At 52.7% G+C, this 22172-nt stretch carries 22 protein-coding genes and 1 other RNA gene; 10 read left to right on the top strand and 13 right to left on the bottom strand.

The annotated features are described in order from the left end of the window. Nucleotides 1–123: 123 nt before the first annotated feature. Nucleotides 124–396, top strand: coding sequence for a nucleoid-associated protein HU-beta (hupB, locus tag ABYK60_RS04230; RefSeq protein ID WP_372870684.1), 273 nt, complete (start codon nucleotides 124–126; stop codon nucleotides 394–396). Nucleotides 397–588: 192 nt separating this feature from the next. Then, nucleotides 589–2436, top strand: a complete 1848-nt coding sequence (locus ABYK60_RS04225; protein ID WP_372870682.1) for a SurA N-terminal domain-containing protein — start codon at nucleotides 589–591, stop codon at nucleotides 2434–2436. 275 nt (nucleotides 2437–2711) lie between these two features. On the opposite strand, the gene fabV is transcribed toward ABYK60_RS04225, so the two are convergent. The 7 genes from fabV to pspF all read right to left on the bottom strand — a co-directional run bounded on the left by fabV (nucleotide 2712) and on the right by pspF (nucleotide 10471). Further along, the gene (gene fabV, locus ABYK60_RS04220; protein ID WP_372870681.1) at nucleotides 2712–3914 is read right to left on the bottom strand and encodes an enoyl-ACP reductase FabV; all 1203 of its coding nucleotides are present in this window, start codon (nucleotides 3912–3914) and stop codon (nucleotides 2712–2714) included. Between the two features lie 96 nt (nucleotides 3915–4010). Further along, on the bottom strand, nucleotides 4011–4796 hold the full coding sequence (locus tag ABYK60_RS04215) for an ATP-binding cassette domain-containing protein (protein ID WP_372870680.1): 786 nt from the start codon (nucleotides 4794–4796) through the stop codon (nucleotides 4011–4013). Next, nucleotides 4777–5784 (bottom strand): oligopeptide/dipeptide ABC transporter ATP-binding protein, encoded by a 1008-nt coding sequence (locus ABYK60_RS04210; RefSeq protein ID WP_372870679.1) that lies wholly within the window; start codon nucleotides 5782–5784, stop codon nucleotides 4777–4779. Before ABYK60_RS04210 ends, ABYK60_RS04215 begins: the two co-directional genes overlap by 20 nt. A gap of 2 nt (nucleotides 5785–5786) precedes the next feature. Continuing rightward, nucleotides 5787–6677, bottom strand: coding sequence for an ABC transporter permease subunit (locus ABYK60_RS04205; RefSeq protein ID WP_372870678.1), 891 nt, complete (start codon nucleotides 6675–6677; stop codon nucleotides 5787–5789). Continuing rightward, on the bottom strand, nucleotides 6664–7695 hold the full coding sequence (locus ABYK60_RS04200; RefSeq protein WP_372870677.1) for an ABC transporter permease subunit: 1032 nt from the start codon (nucleotides 7693–7695) through the stop codon (nucleotides 6664–6666). Before ABYK60_RS04200 ends, ABYK60_RS04205 begins: the two co-directional genes overlap by 14 nt. After that, nucleotides 7695–9323: an ABC transporter substrate-binding protein gene (locus ABYK60_RS04195; protein ID WP_372870676.1), complete on the bottom strand. Its 1629-nt coding sequence runs from the start codon at nucleotides 9321–9323 to the stop codon at nucleotides 7695–7697. The genes ABYK60_RS04200 and ABYK60_RS04195 overlap by 1 nt, the downstream gene beginning before the upstream one ends. Before the next feature lie 68 nt (nucleotides 9324–9391). Beyond that, nucleotides 9392–10471: a phage shock protein operon transcriptional activator gene (gene pspF, locus ABYK60_RS04190; RefSeq protein WP_372870675.1), complete on the bottom strand. Its 1080-nt coding sequence runs from the start codon at nucleotides 10469–10471 to the stop codon at nucleotides 9392–9394. A gap of 175 nt (nucleotides 10472–10646) precedes the next feature. Here pspF and pspA point away from each other — a divergent pair, with 175 nt between their 5' ends. The 8 genes from pspA (at nucleotide 10647) to ffs (ending at nucleotide 16596) form a co-directional block, all read left to right on the top strand. After that, on the top strand, nucleotides 10647–11330 hold the full coding sequence (pspA, locus tag ABYK60_RS04185) for a phage shock protein PspA (RefSeq protein ID WP_372870674.1): 684 nt from the start codon (nucleotides 10647–10649) through the stop codon (nucleotides 11328–11330). Between the two features lie 24 nt (nucleotides 11331–11354). Continuing rightward, the gene (pspB, locus tag ABYK60_RS04180; RefSeq protein WP_011759354.1) at nucleotides 11355–11594 is read left to right on the top strand and encodes an envelope stress response membrane protein PspB; all 240 of its coding nucleotides are present in this window, start codon (nucleotides 11355–11357) and stop codon (nucleotides 11592–11594) included. After that, nucleotides 11581–11976 (top strand): envelope stress response membrane protein PspC, encoded by a 396-nt coding sequence (pspC, locus tag ABYK60_RS04175; protein ID WP_372870673.1) that lies wholly within the window; start codon nucleotides 11581–11583, stop codon nucleotides 11974–11976. The genes pspB and pspC overlap by 14 nt, the downstream gene beginning before the upstream one ends. Before the next feature lie 88 nt (nucleotides 11977–12064). Continuing rightward, on the top strand, nucleotides 12065–13486 hold the full coding sequence (locus ABYK60_RS04170; protein ID WP_372870672.1) for a YcjX family protein: 1422 nt from the start codon (nucleotides 12065–12067) through the stop codon (nucleotides 13484–13486). 24 nt (nucleotides 13487–13510) lie between these two features. Beyond that, entirely contained in the window at nucleotides 13511–14599 is a 1089-nt protein-coding gene (locus ABYK60_RS04165; protein ID WP_372870671.1) for a TIGR01620 family protein, read from the top strand. A gap of 113 nt (nucleotides 14600–14712) precedes the next feature. Beyond that, nucleotides 14713–15891 (top strand): methionine gamma-lyase, encoded by a 1179-nt coding sequence (megL, locus tag ABYK60_RS04160; protein WP_372870670.1) that lies wholly within the window; start codon nucleotides 14713–14715, stop codon nucleotides 15889–15891. Nucleotides 15892–16036: 145 nt separating this feature from the next. Further along, a complete protein-coding gene (locus tag ABYK60_RS04155; protein ID WP_372870669.1) occupies nucleotides 16037–16348 on the top strand; it encodes a ComEA family DNA-binding protein in 312 nt (103 codons plus the stop codon). Nucleotides 16349–16499: 151 nt separating this feature from the next. Next, nucleotides 16500–16596: signal recognition particle sRNA small type (gene ffs / locus ABYK60_RS04150), an RNA gene on the top strand. A gap of 95 nt (nucleotides 16597–16691) precedes the next feature. Here the strand turns inward: ffs and ABYK60_RS04145 are convergent. The 6 genes from ABYK60_RS04145 to dinG are packed head-to-tail and all read right to left on the bottom strand — an operon-like array spanning nucleotide 16692 to nucleotide 22138. After that, nucleotides 16692–16970 carry a late competence development ComFB family protein gene (locus ABYK60_RS04145; RefSeq protein WP_372870668.1) on the bottom strand — a complete coding sequence of 93 codons (279 nt, stop codon included), beginning with the start codon at nucleotides 16968–16970 and terminating at the stop codon, nucleotides 16692–16694. A gap of 15 nt (nucleotides 16971–16985) precedes the next feature. Beyond that, a complete protein-coding gene (locus tag ABYK60_RS04140) occupies nucleotides 16986–17900 on the bottom strand; it encodes a histone deacetylase (RefSeq protein ID WP_372870667.1) in 915 nt (304 codons plus the stop codon). Between the two features lies 1 nt (nucleotide 17901). Further along, on the bottom strand, nucleotides 17902–18612 hold the full coding sequence (locus ABYK60_RS04135) for a DUF2057 domain-containing protein (protein ID WP_372870666.1): 711 nt from the start codon (nucleotides 18610–18612) through the stop codon (nucleotides 17902–17904). A gap of 9 nt (nucleotides 18613–18621) precedes the next feature. Further along, nucleotides 18622–19284, bottom strand: coding sequence for a primosomal replication protein (locus tag ABYK60_RS04130; RefSeq protein ID WP_372870665.1), 663 nt, complete (start codon nucleotides 19282–19284; stop codon nucleotides 18622–18624). After that, nucleotides 19281–20054 carry a TSUP family transporter gene (locus ABYK60_RS04125; protein WP_372870664.1) on the bottom strand — a complete coding sequence of 258 codons (774 nt, stop codon included), beginning with the start codon at nucleotides 20052–20054 and terminating at the stop codon, nucleotides 19281–19283. Before ABYK60_RS04125 ends, ABYK60_RS04130 begins: the two co-directional genes overlap by 4 nt. Before the next feature lie 8 nt (nucleotides 20055–20062). Next, on the bottom strand, nucleotides 20063–22138 hold the full coding sequence (dinG, locus tag ABYK60_RS04120) for an ATP-dependent DNA helicase DinG (RefSeq protein ID WP_372870689.1): 2076 nt from the start codon (nucleotides 22136–22138) through the stop codon (nucleotides 20063–20065). Between the last annotated feature and the right edge of the window lie 34 nt (nucleotides 22139–22172).

Below are 22172 nucleotides of genomic sequence, written 5' to 3'. Positions count from 1 at the left end.
ATGATTATTTCGTTTTTCGTTGCTGCTTGAACTTTGGTTTCAAGCTTGTTATAAAAGCCTCCGCAGACCGCTCTAGAGAAGGATTTGGTTGCGGCGCAAAAAAATTACATTCAAGGGGATGACATGAATAAATCTGAACTGATCGAGAAAATTGCTTCTGGTGCTGACATTTCCAAGGCGGCTGCCGGCCGTGCACTGGATTCTTTCATCGCTGCTGTGACTGAAGGTCTGAAGGACGGCGGTAAGATTTCCCTGGTTGGTTTTGGTACATTTGAAGTTCGTGAGCGTGCTGAGCGTACCGGCCGTAACCCACAGTCTGGCAAAGAGATCACTATCCCTGCTGCCAAGATCCCAGCGTTCAAAGCTGGTAAAGCTCTGAAAGACGCTGTCAACTAAGACTCGCCTTTGTAGGCTTTCGTTCTTCAAGCACTGCGAATGCGGTGCTTTTTACGAATTGAAGGACTTTGGTGTCAGTGCTGAAGTCTGGAGTGACAAAACAACGTCATTCCTGAAAAGTTACATAAAGGCGCATCCTTACTGAGATGCGCTTTTTTATTTCAATCACAAGAGTAACAAGCGGGACATCTGATGTTAGAAAAGATCCGTGAAGGTGCCCAAGGTACCATTGCCAAGAGCATCCTGGTGCTGGTAATCCTTTCCTTTGCCTTTACCGGCGTAAGCAGCTATTTGGGTTCTTCTACCGAAGCTCCTGCTGCTACCGTTAATGGTGAAGAAATTTCAAAATCTGCGCTGGAACAAGCCTTCCAGAGTGAAAAGGCGCGGATGGAGCAGCAACTGGGTGAAATGTTCGAAACCCTCGCGGCAGATGACAACTACTTGCGTTCTATCAAGCAGGGGGTGCTGGAACGTCTTATTGCCGACAAGTTGCTGGATCAGACTGCTACCGAATTGGGATTGCGTGTTTCTGACGCGCAGATCAAACAGGCCATTGTTGATGAGCCAGCCTTCCAAACTGACGGCAAGTTTGATAACGAGCGTTATCTCGCAATCCTGCGTCAGTTGGGTTATCAAACCAACAGTTTCCGCGACATGATGCGTGTTGATATGACCCGTCGTCAGTTGCTTAATGCGTTGGTAGGCAGTGAGTTTGTGTTGCCAGGAGAGGGCAAACTTGTAGCAGAGCTGCAGGGCCAGACCCGCGATCTGCGTTATCTGGTGGTTGAAGCCGCAGCATTTGAAACGGGTATTACTGTTACCGATGAGGAAGCCAAGAGCTTTTACGATAGCAACGCTGATCAGTTCATTAACCCTGAACAGGTAAGCCTTGAGTACTTGATGCTGTCAGCCGAGTCACTGGCCGATGCCATTACCGTAACCGACGAGCAAGCTAGCGCTTATTATGATGAGCACATGAGCCAGTACAAGACCGCTGAAAAGCGTCTGGCGGCACACATCCTGGTGAATCTGGGCGATGATGAAGCGGCGGCGCAGGCCAAAGCAGAAGCCATTTATGCCAAGCTACAAGCGGGTTCCGATTTTGCTGAGTTGGCCAAAACCGACTCTGAAGATACTTTCAGTGGAGAGCAGGGCGGTCAACTGGACTGGTTTGAGCAGGGTGTAATGGACCCCGCTTTCGATACCGCGCTGTTTGGTTTGGACAAGGGGCAGTATTCTGCCGTGGTGAAAACCGACTATGGTTTCCACATCATCAAGCTTTTGGATGTTCAGGGCGGTGAGCAGGCGGCATTTGCCGATGTGAAAGAGCGCATCCTGGCGCAACTGAAAGAAAAAGAAGCGCTGGATAAGTTCTATGGTTTGCAGCAGAAACTGGCTGATACCAGCTACGAAGTACCAGACACCCTGAGCGAAGCGGCAAAGGCTACCGGCCTTGAGGTAAAGACCACAGGTTTGTTTGCCCGTGAATTGCCTCCTGTTGACATCAATAACCCGGCGCTCATCAAGGCAGCCTTCTCTGAGCAGGTACTGCAAAGCGGTATGAACAGTGATGTGATTGACCTTGGTGACAATCAGGTTGCCGTTGTGCGCGTGAAAGAGCATAAGATGGCCGGCACTCTGCCATTTGATGAAGTAAAAGCTGGCATCGTAACCCGTTTGACTCAGGACAAAGCCAATGAAGCGGCTAAACTGCAGGCTCAGGAACAGCTGGCCAAGTTCAAGGCGGGTGAAACTCTGGAACTGACAGCCAAGACCAAGGTTGCCCGTTTCGATCGCGAACTGGATCCTTCCATCGTGAACAAAGGGTTCCAGTTGGCTGCCGGCGCTGCTGACACTGTGAATATGGCTGCTGGTTATGCCTTGGTTGTGCTCGATAAGGTAAACCCCGCTGAAGGTGTTGAAGATGCCTTGGTGCAGGCTTTGTCTCAGCGTTTGTCAGGCCAGTTCACTGAAACGACTTATCGCGGTGTGATTGAGTCTCTGAAAGCTAAAGCTGAAATCAGCTACGCTGCCGAGTAAGTTTAATTCGCTTAAAAAGCCAGCCCATGGGCTGGCTTTTTTGTAACTGGTCAATGGCTTCGCTAGTTGGATGTCTTTGGAATAACTCGCAGACGGGTTCCGGCAGGGCTTAAGCGTCATGGCATAAAAGCCCGATTTTCTGCTGCCAGATAAGAAACGCTAAAGATTTGCGACTGTTGGAGATTAGTCCAGTCACTAGAGTCTAAATCGGTTATAGCACTGATAATTGAGTATAAAAAAACGCCGCGGTGCGGCGTTTTCCAAAGTGCTTATGCTTACAGCTCAATCACGTCGAAACTAACATCAGGATTGACGTCGGCGTCGTAGTCGATGCCTTCGATACCGAAACCAAACAGCTTGATGAACTCGGCCTTGTACTCAACGTAGTCGGTGAGTTCAGGCAGGTTTTCGGTGGTGATTTGTGGCCACAGGTCGCGGCAATGCTGCTGAATGTCATCACGCAGCTCCCAATCGTCCAGACGCAGACGATTGTCTTCATCCACTTGTGGCGCGCTGCCATCGGCCTTGTACAGGCGCTCAGAGAACATACGCAGGATCTGCTCCATACAGCCTTCATGCAGGCCTTCGGCACGCATCTTCTTGAACACCATGGCAATGTACAGCGGCATTACCGGAATGGCAGAAGAGGCCTGGGTTACAACGCTCTTGAGCACGGCCACGTTGGCACTGCCGCCTTTGGCAGCCAGCTTGTCGTTCAGGGCGTGGGCGGCGCGGTCTAGGTCCATCTTGGCCTTACCGAGGGCACCGTGCCAGTAGATAGGCCAGGTCAGCTCGGTACCTATGTAAGAGTAAGCCACCGTCTTGCAGCCATCGGCCAGCACACCGGCTTCATCCAGCGCGTTCAGCCACAGTTCCCAATCCTGACCACCCATCACAGTGACGGTGTCGGCAATTTCCTGCTCGGTAGCAGGCTCAACACTGGCTTCAATGATGGTGTCTTTATTGGTATCTACCGCGGTAGAGCTGTATGGCTGACCGATAGGCTTCAGTGAAGAGCGCACCAGTTCGCCGCTGTCAGGCAGCTTACGCACAGGCGAGGCCAGTGAGTAGACCACCATGTCGATTTGACCGAGGTCTGCTTTAATCAGCTCAATCACCTTGGCTTTGGCTTCATGGCTGAAGGCATCGCAGTTCAGGCTCTTGCTGTACAGGCCTTCGGCCTTGGCAAACTTGTCAAAGGCTGCAGAGTTGTACCAACCGGCAGTGCCCGGTTTGGTTTCTGTGCCCGGCTTTTCAAAGAACACGCCGATAGTGGCAGCGCCGCTGCCGAAGGCTGCTGCGATACGGGAAGACAGGCCATAGCCGCTGGAAGAGCCAACCACCAACACACGCTTGGGGCCATTGACGATAGAGCCACGGGCCTTGGTCAGATTGATTTGCTCAAGCACGTTGGCTTCACAGCCAACCGGATGAGTGGTGGTACAAATAAAGCCGCGAATTTTTGGTTTGATAATCATGTTTATGCTTCTTCAGTCAACACTGGCAATAGAATAATGACTTGAGGCGCCAATGGCAGCCTCTTTTTTACGTTTTACCCCGGTGGTTGGATGAGTTCAGCGTTTACGCACCTGACGGGTTTGCTCGGCAATCAGCCTGGCAGTGTACTCATGCTCGGGGCTTTCAAATACTTTTTGCACCGGCCCTTTTTCAATTAACTGCCCCTTGTGCAGTACCATGATTTTATCGCTCACATGGCGCACCAGATTAAGGTTATGGGATACGAAAATATATGACAGCCCCATCTCCTTTTGTAGTTGCAGCAACAGGTTGAGGATCTGTGAGCGGACCGACAGGTCGAGCGCAGTCAGGGCTTCGTCGGCAATGATTACCTTGGGGCTCAGCATCAGCGCCCGGGCCACAGCCACGCGCTGTTTTTGCCCTTCAGAAATCATGTGCGGATAAAAGTCGGCGTGCTCCGGCAGCAATCCCACCTTCCGCAAAGTCTCGGTGACCAGTGCGCTGCGCTCAGCGGCGCTCATGTCGGTGTTAAACCGCAGCGGCTCAGCCAGTAGCTCACCGATGGAGAGCCTCGGATTAAGTGAAGTGTTGGGATCCTGAAAAATCATCCGAATAAGGCGGCAACGTTGCTTAACATTCCGACTTTCCAGCGCGGTGCCTTCAAATAAAATCTCGCCACTGGAGCGTTGCTCTGCGCCTACCAAAATGCGAGCCAGGGTACTCTTACCTGAACCGGCTTCGCCTACTATTGCCAAGGTTTCACCGCGCCCCAGCTCAAATGAAACAGGGGCCAAGGCGTCGTTATATTGCGGGCGAAAACGGCGATAGCCGGCAAAATAGCGTTTGGAGAGGCCGGTGACCTTAAGCAGAGGTGTCGTCATTGCTGCTCTCCGTTTGATAAGGAAAATGGCAGGCGTAATACCTGTCCTTCTGATGCTGTAATTGTGGTTGATGAACACACTGCTTACGTGCCTCGGGACAGCGGGGACCCAGGCGGCAGCCAATTGGCAGATGTTGCAGCGCCGGTGCAGAACCCGGCAGCGTTGGCATTATGCTTTTATGAGGCAGGTTACCGCGATAATCGGGCATGTGATCCATCAGAGCCTTTGAATATGGATGCATTGGCTCACGGATAAGCTCATCAATGGGGCCTGATTCCATTACCTGGCCGCAATACAGCACAGTAAGGTTGTTGCACCACTCTGCGAGGGTTTCCAGCTCATGGCTGATAAGCAAGATAGTGACACCCTGCAATTGATTAAGCTGTGCCAACAGGCGGAATATTTGCGCCTGGGTACTGGGTTCCATTGAGTTGGTGGGCTCGTCGGCAATCAATAGCCGTGGCTGCTTGGCCAACGCCATGGCAATCATTACCTTTTGGCATTCACCTTCGGAGGTTTCCCAGGGATAGCTGTCCATCACCCGCTTAGGGTCTTTAATGCCTACTTTGTGGAGCCACTTTTCCGCGGTATTGAGCTTCCCTCGACCACGGCGCCAAAACGGCAAGCTGGTGTCCGTTGGCATGGCCTCAATCAATTGGGTACCAATGGTGATGACAGGGTCAAGGCTGCCGGACGGATCCTGGAAAATCATTGCCATCTCTTTACCCATCAGGTTACGCCGCTCGGCCGACGACATTTCCATCAGGTTGTGGCCATCCCACATCATACGGTCAGCGGTTACTGTCCAGTTTGGGCCAGGAATGCCGAGAACCGCCCGCGCCAGCAAGCTTCGTCCGGAACCCGACTCGCCCACCAGGCCATGAATTTCACCGGCATGGAGCATCAGGCTGACTTTTTCCAGCGCCTTTACCCGCCCGTGGGGGGTGTCCAGCTCGATGGTGAGGTTGCGTATATCCAGTAGCGGCATAATCAGTTCTTTATCGGCGCCAGCGCCGAGCGCAGCCCGTCGCCCACCAGGTTAACGGCAAGCACGGTAAACAAAATGGCGACCCCGGGAATGGTCACGGTCCATGGGGCGGTCAGCAGGTTATCCAGTCCCTGAAACACCATTGCTCCCCATTCGGGGCTGGGTGCCTGAGCTCCCAGGTTCAAAAATCCCAGTGCGGCAATATCGAGGATCGCAGTGGAGATAGCCAGCGTGGTTTGAATAATGACCACTTCCCAAACGTTGGGCATAATCACAAACCAGAAGATTTGAATGCTGCTGGCACCGTCGAGGCGGGCTGCTGTCACATACTCTTTTTGCAGCTCTTCGTGGATAGCCTGATGTATGGCCCGCACAAACTGTGGCGTTAAGGCGATACCCACTGCCCAAAATACGTTATCGAGTCCGGGGCCCATTACCGCGACTACCAAAATGGCCATCAGCAAAGAGGGAATGGACAAAAGGGCATCGAGTAAGTGCCCGAGAATACTGGACTTAATCCCTTTCATCATGCCGGAGATGGAGCCAATCAGAAACCCTATCAGCAGCGCTGTAACCACCACGGCCAGTGACATACCGAAGGTGAGATGCACGCCGTGCAGCAGGCGGCTGAAAATATCGCGGCCAAGGTCGTCAGTCCCCAAAAAGTGTTCAACAGTGCCGGCCGGATCCCAGGAGGGAGGCAGCAGCAAAGCCTTGGGATTTTGCGCCTCAGGGCTGAAAGGTGCGAACCAGGGGCCAAGCATCGTAAGCAGCAGTAAAAAGACAATCGCCCATAGCCCGGCAAGGGCAAAGGGATTGGCCGAAAACGACAGCCACAGCCTCCTCATGGGAGACGGAATATCGTCTTCCTGATAGATCTTAACTTGAGGCATAGAGTTCCTTCCTGCTGAGCGGATTGGACGCTGTGTGGATCACTTCAATCAAAATACTCAGGAAAATAATCAGCAGCGCCACTGCCAGAATGCCACCCTGGATCACGGTGTAGTCACGCTGGTAAATGCCGGAAACCAGCCAGGAGCCTACGCCAGGCCAGGAAAAAATCACTTCTACTACGATGGCGTAGCTGGCAAAGGCACCAAGCATTAACCCCAGATGCTTGAGCAGCGGAATAAGGGCGTTGGGCAGTGCATGTCTCAGGATAATTTTACCTGTGTGCAATCCACGCGCCTCAGCGGCACGAATGTAAGTTTGGTTCATCACATTCAGCATGGCCGCTCTGGTAATACGTACAACCACTGTGAATGGCAGCACTGCCAGGGTAATAGCCGGTAATACAATATGTGACAGTGCATCTTTGAATGCTGATAGTCGGTAGCTCGAGTCGGACAGCAAAGTATCTATCAGCATAAAACCGCTTACGGGTTTGATTTCATACAAGAGATTGATTTGCCCTGAAATCGGCAACCAGCCCAGGCGGACCCCAAACCAGAGTGACAAGGATAAGCCAAGCCAGAATACCGGAATGGAATAGCCGGTGAGGGTAATGGCCATAATGGTGTTTTGAGTAAGCTTGTGCTGATTGAGTGATGCCAGTACCCCTAGTGGAATGCCAAGCAGCAGGGCCAGCAGACCGGAAAATGTTGCCAGCTCAAAGGACGCGGGCAGTACGCTGGCGAGCTCTTTGGCCACGCTTTGTTGTGATGTTGTCGATATGCCAAGGTTGCCTGAAAGCCGCTGCTCAAGATAGGCCAGATACTGGCGGAACTCCGATTTATCCAGCTTGTAATCATCAATTATCCGCTGTACCTGTTCAGCGCTGGGATTAATAACACCAGTCAGCGCATAGGCTCTGTCAGTTGGGAAATGGCTGGTGGCGATATACAGAATCGTCACCATTAAAAGCGAGGTTGCAAAAAAGAGGTTCAGACGCCTAAGCAGGTAAACACCCATCAGTCTTCCTCTTCAATATTGGGTTTGATGTCGGCAAAAGAGATGCCACCAAAGGGGCTGATGGGCATATGGCTGATGCTTTTTCGATGTACAAGCGCGCGTTTGGCATGGGCAAATGCAAACATGGGTAAGTCCCGTGCCACTGTAGCCTGTGCCTCCTGATACAGCGCGGTACGTTCAAGTCGGTTTGTATTCACTCTGGCACGGGTGAGCAGTGCATCAAATTCAGGGGAGCACCAACGTGAGCGATTATTGCCTGAGCCTACCGAGGCGCAGCTCAACAGTGGCGTGAAGAAGTTGTCCGGATCTGAGTTGTCGGCGTTCCAGCCAATCAGTACGGAATCGTAGTTACTCTGGTTAAGTCTTTGAGTGAAAACGGACCAGTCGTAGCTGACAATATTGGCTTTAACGCCAATGTTGGCCAAATCGGCCTGAATAAGCTCGGCTGTTTTCAGCGCATTAGGATTATAGGCGCGGGCAACCGGCATGGCCCAGATATCGATGCTGAGGTTGGTTACCTCTGCTTCGGCCAGTAAGGCCATGGCCTTACTGGGGGAGTAATCGATATCCAGTTCATAGTCGCGGGCATAAGCCCAGGACGAGGGTGGCAGCAGGCTCTGAGCTTCAACGGCGGTATCTTGATACACGGCGGCAAGAATATTGCGCTTGTCGATGGCAAGTGAAAGTGCTCTGCGAACTCTTACATCATCCAGCGGCGGCTTTTGAGTGTTGAAGGCCCAAAAAGCTACGTTGAGTCCTGCACGGGATTCAAGGTCCAGGTCAGGATGTTGTTCAATTAAGTCCAGCTCACCTGCCTTGGGCAATGCCGAAACGCTGCAGTCACCGGTGATGAGCTTCGACAGTCTGACGGTACTCTTTGATGTGATGTCAAACACCAACATATCGATTTCAGGAGCCTTGCCCCAGTAGCCTTCGTGACGGCGGTAGCGAATATATTCGTTTTTAACGTACTCCACCAGACGAAACGGCCCTGTGCCAATAGCCTGTGAGTCCAGTCGCTCAGGAGTGCCGGCGCTGAGTAGTTGCCGCCCGTACTCTTCTGACAGAATTACCGCAAAATCGGTGGCCAGATTTGACAGGAAAGAGGCATCGCGGCGATTCAAGCGGAACACCACCTGATGGTCGCCTTCTTTGGTGACCGAACTGAGCTGGTTTACAAAGTCGATACTGTTGAAAAAGGGATAACCACTACGGGAAACCCAGTGATAGGGATGGTCATCGTCCAGGATGCGCTGAAAGGAAAACAGCACATCATCGGCATTAAAGGCTCTGCTGGGCGTGAAATAGGACGTTTGGTGAAATTTGACCGCTTCTCGAAGAGTAAATCGGTACTCAAGACCATCGTCGCTGATTTCCCAGTGGGTTGCCAGCGCCGGAATTATCTTTCCTTCATCGGCATCGTAATCGACCAGGCGGCTGTATAGCTGCTGCGAAGTGGCATCGATGGTAGTGCCTGAGGTCACAGTTTGCGGATTAAATGACTCAGGGTTCCCCTCGGAGCAGTAAACCACTCCGGGTGGCAATTGCTGATGGCCACAGGCTGAAAGCCATCCCCCAACAAGGGATATCAGGGCGAGCCAATAAAGCCGGTTTTTCAGCGCATTCATTAATGAATCGTTATTGGTGTGCAGTAGTAGTTGATTCTAACAGTCGCCCGCCGCCGCGGGCAATCCACTTATGCCTTATCCAGTAAATTGTATTTCTTAAGGATCCCGCGCAGCTGGTGATAGCTGAGTCCCAGCAGTTCGGCGGTCTTCTTTTGATTGAACTGGCTTGCTGTTAACGCCTGCTGGATAAGATCTTTCTCGACCGCTTCCAGATGTTCTTTCAGATCCAGCGGAAAACTCACTTCAAGAGAAGTCACCTGTGGCGTGCTGCTGGAAGACGCTTCTGAAATATCCGGATTGACAGCTTCAGCTTCCGGGGTGGCTTTAGCCTGACGCTCCAGGGTTTTAATCCGTCCTTTCGGGCGCCAGGGCGACTCAAACGGGTCAAGCACTATGTCTTCAATGGGGTCAATGCTGCCGCCAGCACGGTAAACCGAACGCTCAATTACGTTTTTAAGCTCGCGGATATTCCCCGGCCACTGGTGGTCCATCAATTGCTCAGTCGCCTGCTCGGCAAAGCCCGGAAACAGCTCCAGCTTGAGTTGACGAGCCATGCCGATACCGAAGTACTCTGCCAGCGGCATAATGTCTTCTTTGCGGTGGCGCAGCGGCGGCAGGGTGATCACATCAAAGGCAAGACGGTCTAGCAGGTCGGCCCGGAATTCACCGGCCTCCGCCAGCGAGGGCAAGTCTTCGTTGGCGGCGCAAATCAGGCGCACATCGGCCTGCAGTGTTTTGCTGCCGCCCACCCGTTCGTACTCCCCATATTCGATGACCCGGAGCAGCTTCTCCTGAATGAGCCCTGAGGTGTTGGCCAGTTCATCCAAAAACAGGGTGCCGCCGTCGGCACGCTCGAAACGACCTTCATGACGACCTTTTGCGCCGGTAAAGGCACCTGACTCATGGCCAAACAGCTCAGTTTCGAGTAGATTTTCACTCAGCGATGAACAGTTTAGCTTTAAAAAGTTCTGATCCCAGCGCTGGGACAGGTAATGTAAACGCTCAGCGATGAGTTCTTTACCTGTGCCCCGTTCACCGATAATTAAAACCGGCTTTGACAAAGGGGCAATGCGGGATACATGTTCCAGCACTTCCAGCAGTGCGTTGGATTGGCCTATGAGGTTGTCCTGTTTAAATGCGTTGGGCACTTTTTGTTGGTCTTATTCGCTAACAAGTGGTGAAAATCATAATAGGTGCCTGGGCTTGTAAAATAAAGCGAATCTTAAAATTTGGTGTTTTCTATTGAATTTAAAGGAAAAACAAAAGTTGGCACGCTCTGTGTATTACTCTTGGCGACAACCAACTATATGTGAGGATTGAATTATGGGTATTTTCTCTCGTTTCGCGGACATCATTAATTCCAACATCAGCGCCCTGCTGGACAAGGCGGAAGATCCGGAAAAAATGGTTCGCCTGATTATTCAGGAAATGGAAGACACCCTGGTGGAAGTGCGTTCTACCTCAGCCAAGGTACTGGCCGAGAAGAAAGACATCCTTCGCCGGATTGACCGGGTTGATGCCCAGGTTCAGGATTGGGAAGAGAAAGCTGAACTGGCTATCTCCAAAGAGCGTGAAGATTTGGCCCGTGCCGCCCTGGTAGAAAAGCAAAAAGCCTCTACCCTGGCCGAAACCCTGCAGCGCGAGCTGGAAGTGGTTGAAGACCATATCCTGCGCCTGAAAGAAGAAGTCGTTCAGTTGCAGGAAAAACTGGCCGATGCCAAGGCTCGCCAGAAGACTATCATTATGCGCAAGCAAACTGCTTCCAGCCGCCTTGAGGTAAAAAAGCAGTTGGACTCCAGCAAAATCGACAACGCCATGCTGAAGTTCGAGCAGTATGAAGCCCGTGTTGAGAGCCTGGAGGCCCAGGTGGAGTCATACGATTTGGGTAACAAATCCAGTCTGAATGACGAATTTGCCGCCCTGCAGGCCGAAGATTCAGTGAACGCCGAGCTGGAAGCCCTGAAGGCTAAAATGAAGGGCAAGACCAAAGAAAAAGCTGGCAAGTAACGAATTAATCGGGGGAGGTGAGTTATGGATATGGATGTATTGATGGCGCCCATTATTATTTTCATGGTGATAGTGGCACCCATATGGCTGGTTCTGCATTACCGCAGCAAGCGGCAGGTGAGCCAGGGACTTACCGACGAAGAGTTCAAACAGCTTCACGAACTCATCGCCCTGGCTGACAAGATGGACCAGCGTATCGAGACTCTGGAAGCCATTCTGGACGCCGAGTCTCCTGAATGGAGGAACAAGCATGAGCACGCGTGATGGCAGGACCCTCTATCGCATACCCCAGCAAGGCAAAATCGCCGGGGTTTGCGCCGGAGTCGCCGAGTACTTCGGCTTCGAGACCTGGTTGGTGCGAGTGGTGGCAGTGTCCATCTTCCTCCTTGGCGGCTCAGGTATCATCTTCATTCTTTACGTGGCCCTGTGGATGATTTTGGATGTGAAGCCGGTATCCAGTAAAGTCCACGATGACATCAGTGACATAGAGGTCAAACGCAAGGTCTGGCAGGCCGGAGAACCCGCCAAACAGGCTCTGGCCGATGTGAACAGTCGCTTCCGCTCCCTGGAGTCCAGACTCAGGTCACTCGAGCGCCATGTGACATCAGACAACTACGACTTAAAGCGGCAAATCAATAACCTTTAAGTTAACCATGGGCGACTCAGTCGCCCTTTGTCTTTGTGGGTACCGTAATACACAAAGATGCAGTTTAGGGAATGAAACAGGAGAGTCTATGGCGAGCAGCCCGGTGGACAAACTCACTCAAAAGGCACGCGATTTGCTGGCAAGGAGCACAGACAGGCATTTAAGACTGGCGGTAACCGGTCTCTCGGGGGCTGGGAAAACCGCCTTTATCACAGGTCTTGTTCATCAACTGCTGAATGCCACCGCCGCCAATAATAAAAACCTGCCGCTGTGGCAGGTGAGCCGCGATGAAAGACTGGTTGGGGTTCGCCGCGCCAGTCAGCCAGACTTAAACATTGCCAGTTTTGATCTGCAGGGGGCGCTGGCGGCCTTATCACAGACGCCACCCATCTGGCCTGCTTCAACCCGCAACCTATCAGAGCTTAGACTCGAGATCCGCTATCGTCCCAGAGGAGGCTTGCTGTCGAAGTTATCTGACGTTTCTACTCTGTATCTCGATTTGGTGGATTACCCCGGCGAATGGCTTTTGGACTTACCCATGCTGCGCCAGGACTATGCCAGCTGGAGTCAGAGCGTGTTTGCCGCCATCAACAAGCGTGCACCATCCGAGTCGCTCAAAGCTTTCCTCGAGTCTGCAAGCCGGATCCGCGTCGATGAACCCTTAAGCGACGAAGAGTTTGAACGTATCGCAGGCCTGTATCGAGCCTACCTGGACGAGTCGGTTCATAGCCAGGGCTATTATTTTGCTCAGCCCGGACGTATGTTGCTGCCCGGCGAGCTTGAAGGCGCGCCGTTGCTGGCCTTTTTTCCTTTGCCGCTGGATGAGGCGGCACATAAACGTGCCGCAGAAGCTGGCAAGGACAGTGCCTATGGCCAGCTTTGTCGCCGCTACCGCGAATATGTGGATGCGGTGGTTGAGCCCTTCTTCAAGCGGCACTTTGCCCGCTTTGACAGGCAGTTGGTGTTGGTGGACTGCTTCAGTGCCCTCAATCGCGGCCGTGCTCAGTTTGAAGATATGAGCGTGGCGCTGGACGGTATTCTTGAAAGTTTCAGGTTTGGTCAATCCAGCCTGATCAGACGATTGTTTTCCCCCCGTATTGATAAGCTGCTGTTTGCCGCCAGTAAAATTGACCACGTGACCCGGGATCAGCAGGGTAGGGTGCTGGGGCTGCTCAGGCAAATGCTGGGGCGAAGTGAGCACTTCGCTCGCTTTGAAGGATGTCAGGTCGAGGCAATGGCCATCAGCGCCATTCGTGCCACCCGGCCGGGTATGGTCAATACCGAAAAAGGTGAGCTGGAAGTGGTGACTGGTACTGAGCTTGCCACCGGCAAGCCGCTTACCTTATTCCCCGGCGAAGTGCCCCAAAGCTTACCCAAGGCGGATTTTTGGCAAAATCAGGGGTTTGAATTTGCGCAGTTTGCGCCCATGGCCAGAAATGGCGAGAGCTCCATGGCCCATATTCGCCTTGATCATCTGCTGGAATACCTGCTTGGCGACAAGCTTGCCTGAGCGGGAACCAGTTTGTAGCAGGAGATGACAGACATCATGAAAGACGAGACGCCGCTGGCGCCCGCACGCCGTTTTGGTGCAGTTCAGCCAACTGATGATGCCATTGTTGGCACTCAGCGCTTTGCTGTTGAGACCGAGGTACGCACCTTTGATGAAACCGAGCTTGAACAGGCGCTGGAACCCCTTGACGCCCATATCACCCTGCAGGGATTGAAGGGTCGCCGCTGGTCGCCTTTGGCGAAGTGGGCACTTACAGGCCTTGGGGTGCTGCTTGTTATTGAAACAACACTCGGACTGATGGATGCATATCGGCAAAGCCCTTGGTTGTTTGGCCTTTATGGCGTGGTGCTTGGGCTGGTGCTCACCTGGGGACTGGGCGCTGCCTGGCGCGAATATCGGCTGCTCAAACGCCTTAAAGCCACCGATGATGCCAGAGAGCAGGGCGCCAGAATTCGTGAGAGTGTGCAAATCGGTGAGGCCGATGCCTTTATCAAGAACCTAAGTACCAAGGCACCCGCTGAGGCACTGACTAAATTCAACGGCCTGGTGCAGGATGAGCACAATGACGCGGAAAAACTGACCTTGTATGAGGAGTGTGTACTTACCGCACAGGATGAAGCTGCCAAGCGCAAAGTCAGCCGTTACGCCATGGAGTCAGCGGCACTGTTGGCTGCCAGCCCACTGGCGGTGCTGGATATGGGTATCATCCTGTGGCGTAACCAGAAGATGATCCGCGACGTGGCCGACTGCTACGGGGTGGAGCTGGGCTATTGGAGTCGCATCCGGCTTATCCGCGCCATTCTGGTCAATATCTTCTATGCCGGTACCACAGAGCTTGTGACAGACCTTGGCAGTCAGCTGCTGTCGGTGGAGATGACCGGCAAGTTGTCGGCCCGTTTAGCCCAAGGGCTTGGCGGTGGGTTATTGACGGCGCGGCTTGGCTATCAGGCGATGGCACTTTGTCGGCCGTTGACCTTTAAAGCGGAGCAGAAACCCAAGCTTTCCCGCATCCATCAGCAACTGCTTGTTGAACTTAAGTCTTTGTTTAGTGGCGCTCTAAATGGCCAGACGGATAGCCGCCTGCGTCGTAACAAAGATTTTACAAACAGCTGAAAGTTAATTCTGCCACGGCCCTTGGCGTTTGTGCCCGGGGCCGTCATGTTAATGCCCACACCACCGCCACAACCTATAATTTCTTAAGGTGGTGCTTTTGGGAGAGCAGTTTTATGCAGGATAAAAGCAAGTTGGCCACCCTGGTGGTTCACGGCGGCCATGAGCGGGAGCCTATGGGCTCGCTGGTTACCCCCCTCTATCAGAGTGCAACGTTTGTGTTTGACAACGCCCGTCAGGGTGGTGCCCGGTTTGCCGGAGATGAAGCCGGCTATATCTATACCCGTTTGGGTAACCCAACTACCGCAGAACTTGAGCGTAAACTCGCTATTCTGGAAGGCGCAGAAGCGGCTGCCGCCACAGGATCTGGAATGGGTGCCGTGTCGGCTGCTTTACTGGCAAATTTGAGTCAGGGTGAACATCTGATAGCCAGCCGCGCGGTTTACGGCTGTACTTTTGCGCTGATGACAGATTTGATGGCACGTTTTGGTATTGACGTAACCTTGGTCGATTTTAAAGAGCCTGGTGCTATTGAGGCTGCTATCCGAGACAATACTAAAGTCATTTTCTGCGAAACACCGGTTAATCCTCATCTGGACGTGTTCGATTTGGATGCGATCGCCCGCATTGGCAAGCGCCATGGTTTACTTACCATAGTCGATAACACCTTTATGACTCCTTTATTGCAACGCCCGCTGGAGCACGGCATCGACATGGTGATCCACAGTGCTACCAAGTACCTCAACGGTCACGGCGATGTAATTGCCGGGATGGTGGCCGGTAGCAAAGAGCAAATCGACAAGGTCAAGTATCAAATCATCAAGGATATTGGTGCAGTGATGTCGCCCCATGATGCCTGGCTTATTCTGCGGGGAATGAAGACTCTGGATGTTCGTCTTCAGCGTCATTGTGACAGCGCCGAGAAGCTTGCTGATTTTCTTGAGTCTCATCCCAAGGTAGGGCGTGTTTACTACCCCGGGCTCAAGAGTCATCAGGGCCACCGATTTTTAGGCAAACAAATGCGACGCGCTGGCGGCGTTATTGCATTCGAGCTTAAATCTGACTTGGATGGTTCCATTAATTTTGTCGACAGTCTCAAGCTTTTCACCATTGCGGTAAGTTTGGGAGATGCAGAGTCTCTGATTCAGCATCCGGCATCCATGACACACTCGCCTTACACGCCTGAGGCGAGGTTGGATGCAGGTATCACTGATACCTTATTGAGGATATCGGTTGGACTCGAAGATGTGGACGATCTGATTGAGGACTTGGCGCAAGGTCTGGCAGCAGTCTGATTTGTTTTAAAGAATTCTGAGTCACTGGATAGGGGCTCAGAATTCTTTATGGATTGATTTGCAGTTTGGTTACATCCGACTAAATTTATTCAAGTGGCAAGGAAAGGGAGCCCCGGCCACATTAAACGACTCAAAGGAGTGAATCATGAATAAAGCTATTGTTATTGGTCTTTTGCTCGGCACATCAATCAGCAGTAATGCGTTGTATGCGACCGAAGCCCCCAAGGTTGAACCTACCCAAGCGCTGGCTCAAAGTCCCCACATCAGCAAGATCAGTATTAACACTGCCACTGCGGCTGAGTTACAACTGCTAAAAGGCATAGGTGAGGCCAAAGCCAAAGCGATTGTGCAATATCGTGAGCAGTATGGCCGTTTTGCATCGGTGGAGGATTTGACCAAGGTTTCGGGGGTTGGGCAAAAAGTACTGGATGACAATCGGGATTTATTGAGTCTCTAACTGCCAAAAGGCCTGCAAATGCAGGCCTTTTGTTTATCTATTGGGCGGTTGGAGCAGCATCTCAAGGGAAATTCCGTGATTTACTTGATTTGCAACTGGGCCTTGGGGGATAATCGGCGCCGTTCCACAATCGTGGAAATCAATGGTGACCCCAGGGTCCCCCCGCAATGATAACCTGTGAACTCGGCCAGGTCCGGAAGGAAGCAACCGCAGCAGGCGACTCGTGTGCCGGGGTGAGGCTCTGGGGGAACCACCCAAATATATCCCCCGCGGTTTATCAGCCTACACTCTCAAGTAATAGTCTTTAATCTGATGCCCGAGACTGGCTTGTCAGCAGGTTGGGCTAATCATGTTCCCGCATCCTTTCAATATTACGTTTTTTCAGAAATGCCCTGGATTTTTCCAGTGCGGTCTGAATTTCGTTTTTCATCTGTGCCAGCTCGTTGTAGTCTTCAAAAAAGTAAGTGTCCACCAAATGGCGGATATAACGCACCGGCAATTGATTCAGGGTGATGCAGGAAAGGTCAGCCAAATAATCCTCTGGCAGTTCATCCATTAACCCTTCATCGGAGAGGATCTCCATCAGCAGTACTTCATAGTAATTTCGGATTTCGAGTTGCATAGGGCGCTCCGCGATTTAATTATTCTGTTCCCATAACCGGTTGGCGGCGATAAACAGCTGACTGTGTCGTTCGCTCAAGTGTAGCGGATTTGCACTGTATCCGCCGCCAATGACTGCTGCTAAGGGGATATCAGCTTTTTTTGCCATCCCCAGCACCATTAGATCTCGCTCAAGCAATCCCCTGGTGCTGACTTCAAGATAGCCAAGCTTATCATCCCGGTGAATATCTACACCTGCATCATAGAGAATGACGTCTGGTTTTTCCAGACGGATCAGATAGCTGAGAGTTTGGCAAAGGGTGTCCAGATAGCCCTTATCATCAAGCCCTCTCGCCAGAGGTACATCGTAGTCAGAGGGCGGCTTGCGGCTGGGGAAATTGGCATCACAGTGCAGCGACACGCTAATCACATCGTCCATATCAGCGCACAGGGTGGCGGTACCGTCCCCCTGATGTACATCGCAATCGACAATCATAACTTTTTCAGCACGGCCTTCGTTAATCATAAGCCTTGCCGCCAACACCAAATCGTTAAACACACAATAGCCGCTGCCAAAGTCACGATGGGCATGGTGATAGCCACCGGCGAGGTGAAGCGCTACGCCGTGGTTGAGTGCCAGTCGGGCACAGCGCACTGTACCGCCAAGGGAGTGCAGGGTTCGGATAACCAGATCGTCACTCCAGGGAAAGCCAAGTCGGCGAATGGCCGCCGGTGACAGAGTTCCCTGCAAAAAGGCATTCACATAGTCGTTATCGTGGATAAGGATTATGTCGGTAGCAGTAACCGGCTCAGGAGATACAAACTGAGATTCGCTGACAAGCCCACGCTCCAGCAGGTATTGCCGGAGATGGGCGTATTTGGTGATGGGAAACTGATGCTTGGGTGGCAACACCAGCCGGGAATAGCTGGTGTGATAGACCAGTGGGATCATCTTAAAGCTGTTGTATGGCCCAGCTCATAAATTCTTTACGGGTTTTCTCGTCGGCCTGCAGCCACCAGTATTGCAGCATTTGCTGGGCATGGTCACCAGTCTGGGCTGGTGGTACCGGGCTGGTGGCCTGAGGTGCCTGGGTAGCAGTGGCTGCAACAGGTGCACTCTGGCTTACCGGTGCCACAGGCGCTGCTGTAGCTGCAACAGTGCCGACACCTGCTGCGGTAGCGGCTGCGGCAGCTTCATCTATGTCCACCCCTTTGCTGCCACCAAACAGGCGGTCAACAAAACTGTCTTCTTTGTAGTCTGTCTGGACTACCTTGTAGCTCACTTCGCCTTTGTCCGCGCGGGTCACAACCACCTGAGGTGCTTTGGCAAACTGCTTGGGCTTTTTAACCACTTCACCGCTGGCGGGTTTCAGGAAGTAATCATGGTCGCCATCGACCCTCAGGGTTACGATGAAGGGCGCAGACTTGATAAAGCTTTGGCTGTCACTGAAGTCGTCTTCCACCATGTCATGGTAACGGATAGCGATTTTGTGGGTGCCGGGTGACAGGTCAAGTTCGGCTTTGTGAGTAAAGCTGTTTGTCGATATCTGCTGGCCATCCAGTGCCAGATACTCAAAGGACATAGGAATGGTGAGACTGCCGGCAAACACCGAAGATGAGGCGGCCAGCGCAAGCAAAGCGCCGACAGGCAAAACTGATTTCATTGTTGCTCCTTAACGATTGTAACTTTGATGTGGCCGCTCGAACGCCTGTATACGGTCTTCGATATAGCTGATTGCCTGACGGCATTTTCCCAGCCGGCGGTGCATCAAAAGGATCTCATTTTGCGCTTTGATTTTGTCAGCACCGTGACAATTTTCAAGCATTGTTTCCAGCTCTTCGATTTTTGACTCTATTTTTCTGGCCCAGTTCAAATGTTTATTCAATTCTTCGTAAAGCAAGTGGCTGTTTTGCATCACGCCGGCGGCTATCCAGGCAAAACCGCTGTTGTCATGCTGCCGTTGGCGGCTGGTTAACATTCGCGCCCGTGCGCTTGCTTTGGCCTGTGCCTGGGCTTTGACATTGATACCAGTAGTCACCAGCGCCCGCTTAACGGCACTGAATCTGTCGTTGATGCGTTCACAGGCCGCGATAATGGTGCCGGCATTAAGATTGAGCTTAAGTCGCTGCTCAAGCTGTTTAATGTCTTTTTCTATTTGACCTATGCAAGGGTAGAGCTGGGCGCCATGCTGGACAAACAACTCATTATTGAAGCGCTCTGTGTCCTGCATCAGCTTGCGGCTATGGGGAGGCAGCGCTGCATCATGTTGCAGTACCTCCTGTTCCAGCGTTTTGAGCTGGCTTTTTAACCTTGCAAGCAGTGCGTCGTATTTCAAAACCAGGCTCTCCAGGCGAGTTGGACCGATGCGGCTATGACTATCAGAATAAAGAGTGGTCGGATAAAAGGCAGCCCGAATTGAATGGCGCTGCGGGCACCCAGATACGAGCCTGCCATCATGCAGGCACCAAGAAACAAGCCAACAGCCAGATTAACCTGTCCCAGCAGTAAAAACATCAACAGCGCAGTGCTGTTGCTGATAAAGGTCATCGCCCGCGCCAGGGCGCAGTTTTGCAGTACCGGTAAGCGGTACAGGTGGCTGGAGCTCAGTGTCCAGAAGGCGCCTATGCCGGGTCCGGCGTAACCATCGTAAAATCCAAGTGGCAGCCCCTGCAACCATTGCCGTTTCGGCCCCGGAGCTCGCTCACGGCTTTTCGCCTCGGCATGCTGAATAGCTCCCGGGCTCAACAAGGTGTAGATGGCAATGGCCATGATGATAAGAGGCAATAGCTTAGCGAGCAGGGTTTCAGAGGTGAGATAAACCGCCAGGGTGCCAAGGAGGGCGCCTATAAAAGTTGCAATGGCTGCACTGTACCAAAATGCGGGTACAAATAGCTGCTTGCGATAGTAGGTTAAGGCGGACATTGCCGAACCAAAGCAGGCCGACAGCTTGTTGGTGCCCAGTGCCAGGTGTGGCGGTAGGCCGAGGGTCAGCAAGGCCGGAATAGACAGCAGTCCACCGCCGCCCACCACAGCGTCAATAAATCCAGCCAGTATCCCAACTGCGGCCAAGATGGCCACAGAGGTTGGGTCAAGCAATAAGTCCAAATGCAATCCTATTCTATGACCCGTCGGTAGGGCGGCAGGGCATCAAGCAGCGATTTGCCATAACGTTTACTTACCAGACGCCGGTCTAAAATGGTGATCCTGCCATAGTCCTGCTCTTTACGCAGCAGGCGGCCGCAACTTTGAATAAGCTTGCGTGAGGCATCAGGAATGGTCAGCTGCAAAAACGGATTACCACCCTTTGCCTTAATGTATTCGGCGTGGGCCTGCTCTACCGGCGAGGTGGGCACGGCAAAGGGCAGCTTGGTCACAATAAGGTTGGTGAGGTAGTCGCCTGGTAAGTCCAGGCCTTCTGAAAAGCTGCCGGTGCCAAACATTAACGAAGGTTTGCCCTCATCACAGCGCTTCTTGTGGTTTTCAAGCAGCAGCTGGCGCGGTGCATTACCCTGAATAAGCAGCGGTATCTTAAGTTTTGGCCCCAAAAGCTCGGCAACTTTTTCCATTTGCCAGTAGGAGGCGAACAGCACCAGACTGGCCATTTCGTTTTCTGTCAGCTTCAAAATGTGTTCCGCCAGCTCCTCTGTGTAACTGTCCTCAGTAGGCTCAGTGCGCATCTTGGGCAGGTAGAGGGTGGCGTTGTTTTCAAAGTCAAAGGGCGATTGCAGCGCCAGATAACGGCTCCCGTCGTGGAGTGACAATCCAACCTGATGAGCAAAATAATCAAACTGATTCAGTGCCCTCAAGGTGGCACTGCACAGTACCACCCCAGCGGCCTTTTCCCAAAGCATGGATTCGAGCATAAAGCCCACTTCAATAGGGGAGGCGCAAATCAGATAATCCGGCAGCTTGCCGGCGGAAAGCAATTCAATCCAGCGTGCGGTGGGGGCGCCTTTTTTGCTGTCTTCTTTGGCCATCATCTTCCACAGTTTGTGGAGATTTTCCAGCCGTTGCAGCATAAAGCCGGTTTCGGTTTGCAGACTGTCGGCCTGATGGCGGGGGATGTCGCCGTCTTTGATAGCTTCGGCGAGCAGCAACTGCATCTTGTTGAATTGCTTGAGAGCACCACTGCTGGCCGTAGTGAGGTTTTCGGCGTGGCGCTTCAGCACCTCGGGCAACTCACCGTTATTGAAGCGCAGACGGTTTTCCGGGTTATCAAACCTGGCTCGCTCACCATCGCAGTAATGGGCCACCTGATTGAGCATGCCCACCAGATCGCCCACATGATCTTGCATCGCCTGCGCCGGGGCTATGATGTTGTTGCTTTTTATCTGGTTTTGCAGCTTGGCGGCCGTTTTACCGATTTTCTCCAGCCAATCGGCGGCGCCCCTCAGGGTTGCCTGACCACTGGAGAAATCACGGGCCACCACCGGCAGGTGGTGGGCTTCGTCGATAACGTAAAATACCTCTTCGGGATCCGGCAAAATTACCCCGCCGCCCAGTTCCAGATCGGCAAAAAGTAAGCTGTGGTTGGCGATGAGTACATCCCAGGTGTCAACGTCTTCCCGTGCTTTGTGGAAAGGGCAGTTTCGATGGCTGGCATTTTGCCGATGGCAGGAATGCTTGTCGCAGGCGATTTGCTGCCACAGATGATCCGGCAGTGGCGTCTCCAGCGTGTCGATTTCACCGTTCCATAGCCCCTTGTGGTAGTCCTGATGCAGTTTTTGCAGCATTTCAACCTGAGCGGTGTCGGGTTTGGTCTGCCACATGGCCATCTGGGTGCCGTTGTTATCACCAATCAGCATCTCGAGCTTGGCCAGACACACGTAGCGCTGGCGGCCTTTTACCAAACCAAAGCGGAAGTTGAGCCCGGACTGAGCGAGGAAGAAGGGCAGATCCTGATGCAGCAGCTGCTCTTGCAGCGCTACGGTGGCGGTGGCAATGCAGACCTTTTTTTTGGCGCTCAGCGCCAGCGGGATGGTGCCGAGAATGTACGAGAGCGACTTACCGATGCCCGTGCCCGCCTCAACCACAATAATGCGCCTGTGCTTGTCATATTCCCCTGCCAGTGTCTTGGAGATCTCGGCCACCATGTAGTTTTGCTCGCGCCGGGAGCGGAAATTCGGCAGCGCGGCAGCGATGTCCTTATAGATGGCACGAATTTGGGTTTTGACTTTGTCTGGCAGCATGGGGCTCTCTACAGGCGCGATAATGCTGTACATA

This window comes from Shewanella sp., from assembly GCF_041630135.1.
GTDB lineage: Bacteria > Pseudomonadota > Gammaproteobacteria > Enterobacterales > Shewanellaceae > Shewanella.
This window is presented reverse-complemented; position numbering and strand designations above follow the sequence as displayed.

Bases quoted from the DNA above. Each gene is read 5' to 3' on its own strand.
- ABYK60_RS04200 (WP_372870677.1), bottom strand. From the start codon at position 7,695: ATGGGTGTTTACCTGCTTAGGCGTCTGAACCTCTTTTTTGCAACCTCG.
- ABYK60_RS04140 (WP_372870667.1), bottom strand. From the start codon at position 17,900: ATGATCCCACTGGTCTATCACACCAGCTATTCCCGGCTGGTGTTGCCA.
- ABYK60_RS04195 (WP_372870676.1), bottom strand. From the start codon at position 9,323: ATGAATGCGCTGAAAAACCGGCTTTATTGGCTCGCCCTGATATCCCTT.
- ABYK60_RS04170 (WP_372870672.1), top strand. From the start codon at position 12,065: ATGGCGAGCAGCCCGGTGGACAAACTCACTCAAAAGGCACGCGATTTG.
- ABYK60_RS04215 (WP_372870680.1), bottom strand. From the start codon at position 4,796: ATGACGACACCTCTGCTTAAGGTCACCGGCCTCTCCAAACGCTATTTT.
- pspB (WP_011759354.1), top strand. From the start codon at position 11,355: ATGGATATGGATGTATTGATGGCGCCCATTATTATTTTCATGGTGATA.
- hupB (WP_372870684.1), top strand. From the start codon at position 124: ATGAATAAATCTGAACTGATCGAGAAAATTGCTTCTGGTGCTGACATT.
- megL (WP_372870670.1), top strand. From the start codon at position 14,713: ATGCAGGATAAAAGCAAGTTGGCCACCCTGGTGGTTCACGGCGGCCAT.
- ABYK60_RS04225 (WP_372870682.1), top strand. From the start codon at position 589: ATGTTAGAAAAGATCCGTGAAGGTGCCCAAGGTACCATTGCCAAGAGC.
- ABYK60_RS04145 (WP_372870668.1), bottom strand. From the start codon at position 16,970: ATGCAACTCGAAATCCGAAATTACTATGAAGTACTGCTGATGGAGATC.
- ABYK60_RS04155 (WP_372870669.1), top strand. From the start codon at position 16,037: ATGAATAAAGCTATTGTTATTGGTCTTTTGCTCGGCACATCAATCAGC.
- ABYK60_RS04165 (WP_372870671.1), top strand. From the start codon at position 13,511: ATGACAGACATCATGAAAGACGAGACGCCGCTGGCGCCCGCACGCCGT.
- ABYK60_RS04135 (WP_372870666.1), bottom strand. From the start codon at position 18,612: ATGAAATCAGTTTTGCCTGTCGGCGCTTTGCTTGCGCTGGCCGCCTCA.
- pspC (WP_372870673.1), top strand. From the start codon at position 11,581: ATGAGCACGCGTGATGGCAGGACCCTCTATCGCATACCCCAGCAAGGC.
- ABYK60_RS04210 (WP_372870679.1), bottom strand. From the start codon at position 5,784: ATGCCGCTACTGGATATACGCAACCTCACCATCGAGCTGGACACCCCC.
- ABYK60_RS04205 (WP_372870678.1), bottom strand. From the start codon at position 6,677: ATGCCTCAAGTTAAGATCTATCAGGAAGACGATATTCCGTCTCCCATG.
- dinG (WP_372870689.1), bottom strand. From the start codon at position 22,138: ATGCTGCCAGACAAAGTCAAAACCCAAATTCGTGCCATCTATAAGGAC.
- pspA (WP_372870674.1), top strand. From the start codon at position 10,647: ATGGGTATTTTCTCTCGTTTCGCGGACATCATTAATTCCAACATCAGC.
- fabV (WP_372870681.1), bottom strand. From the start codon at position 3,914: ATGATTATCAAACCAAAAATTCGCGGCTTTATTTGTACCACCACTCAT.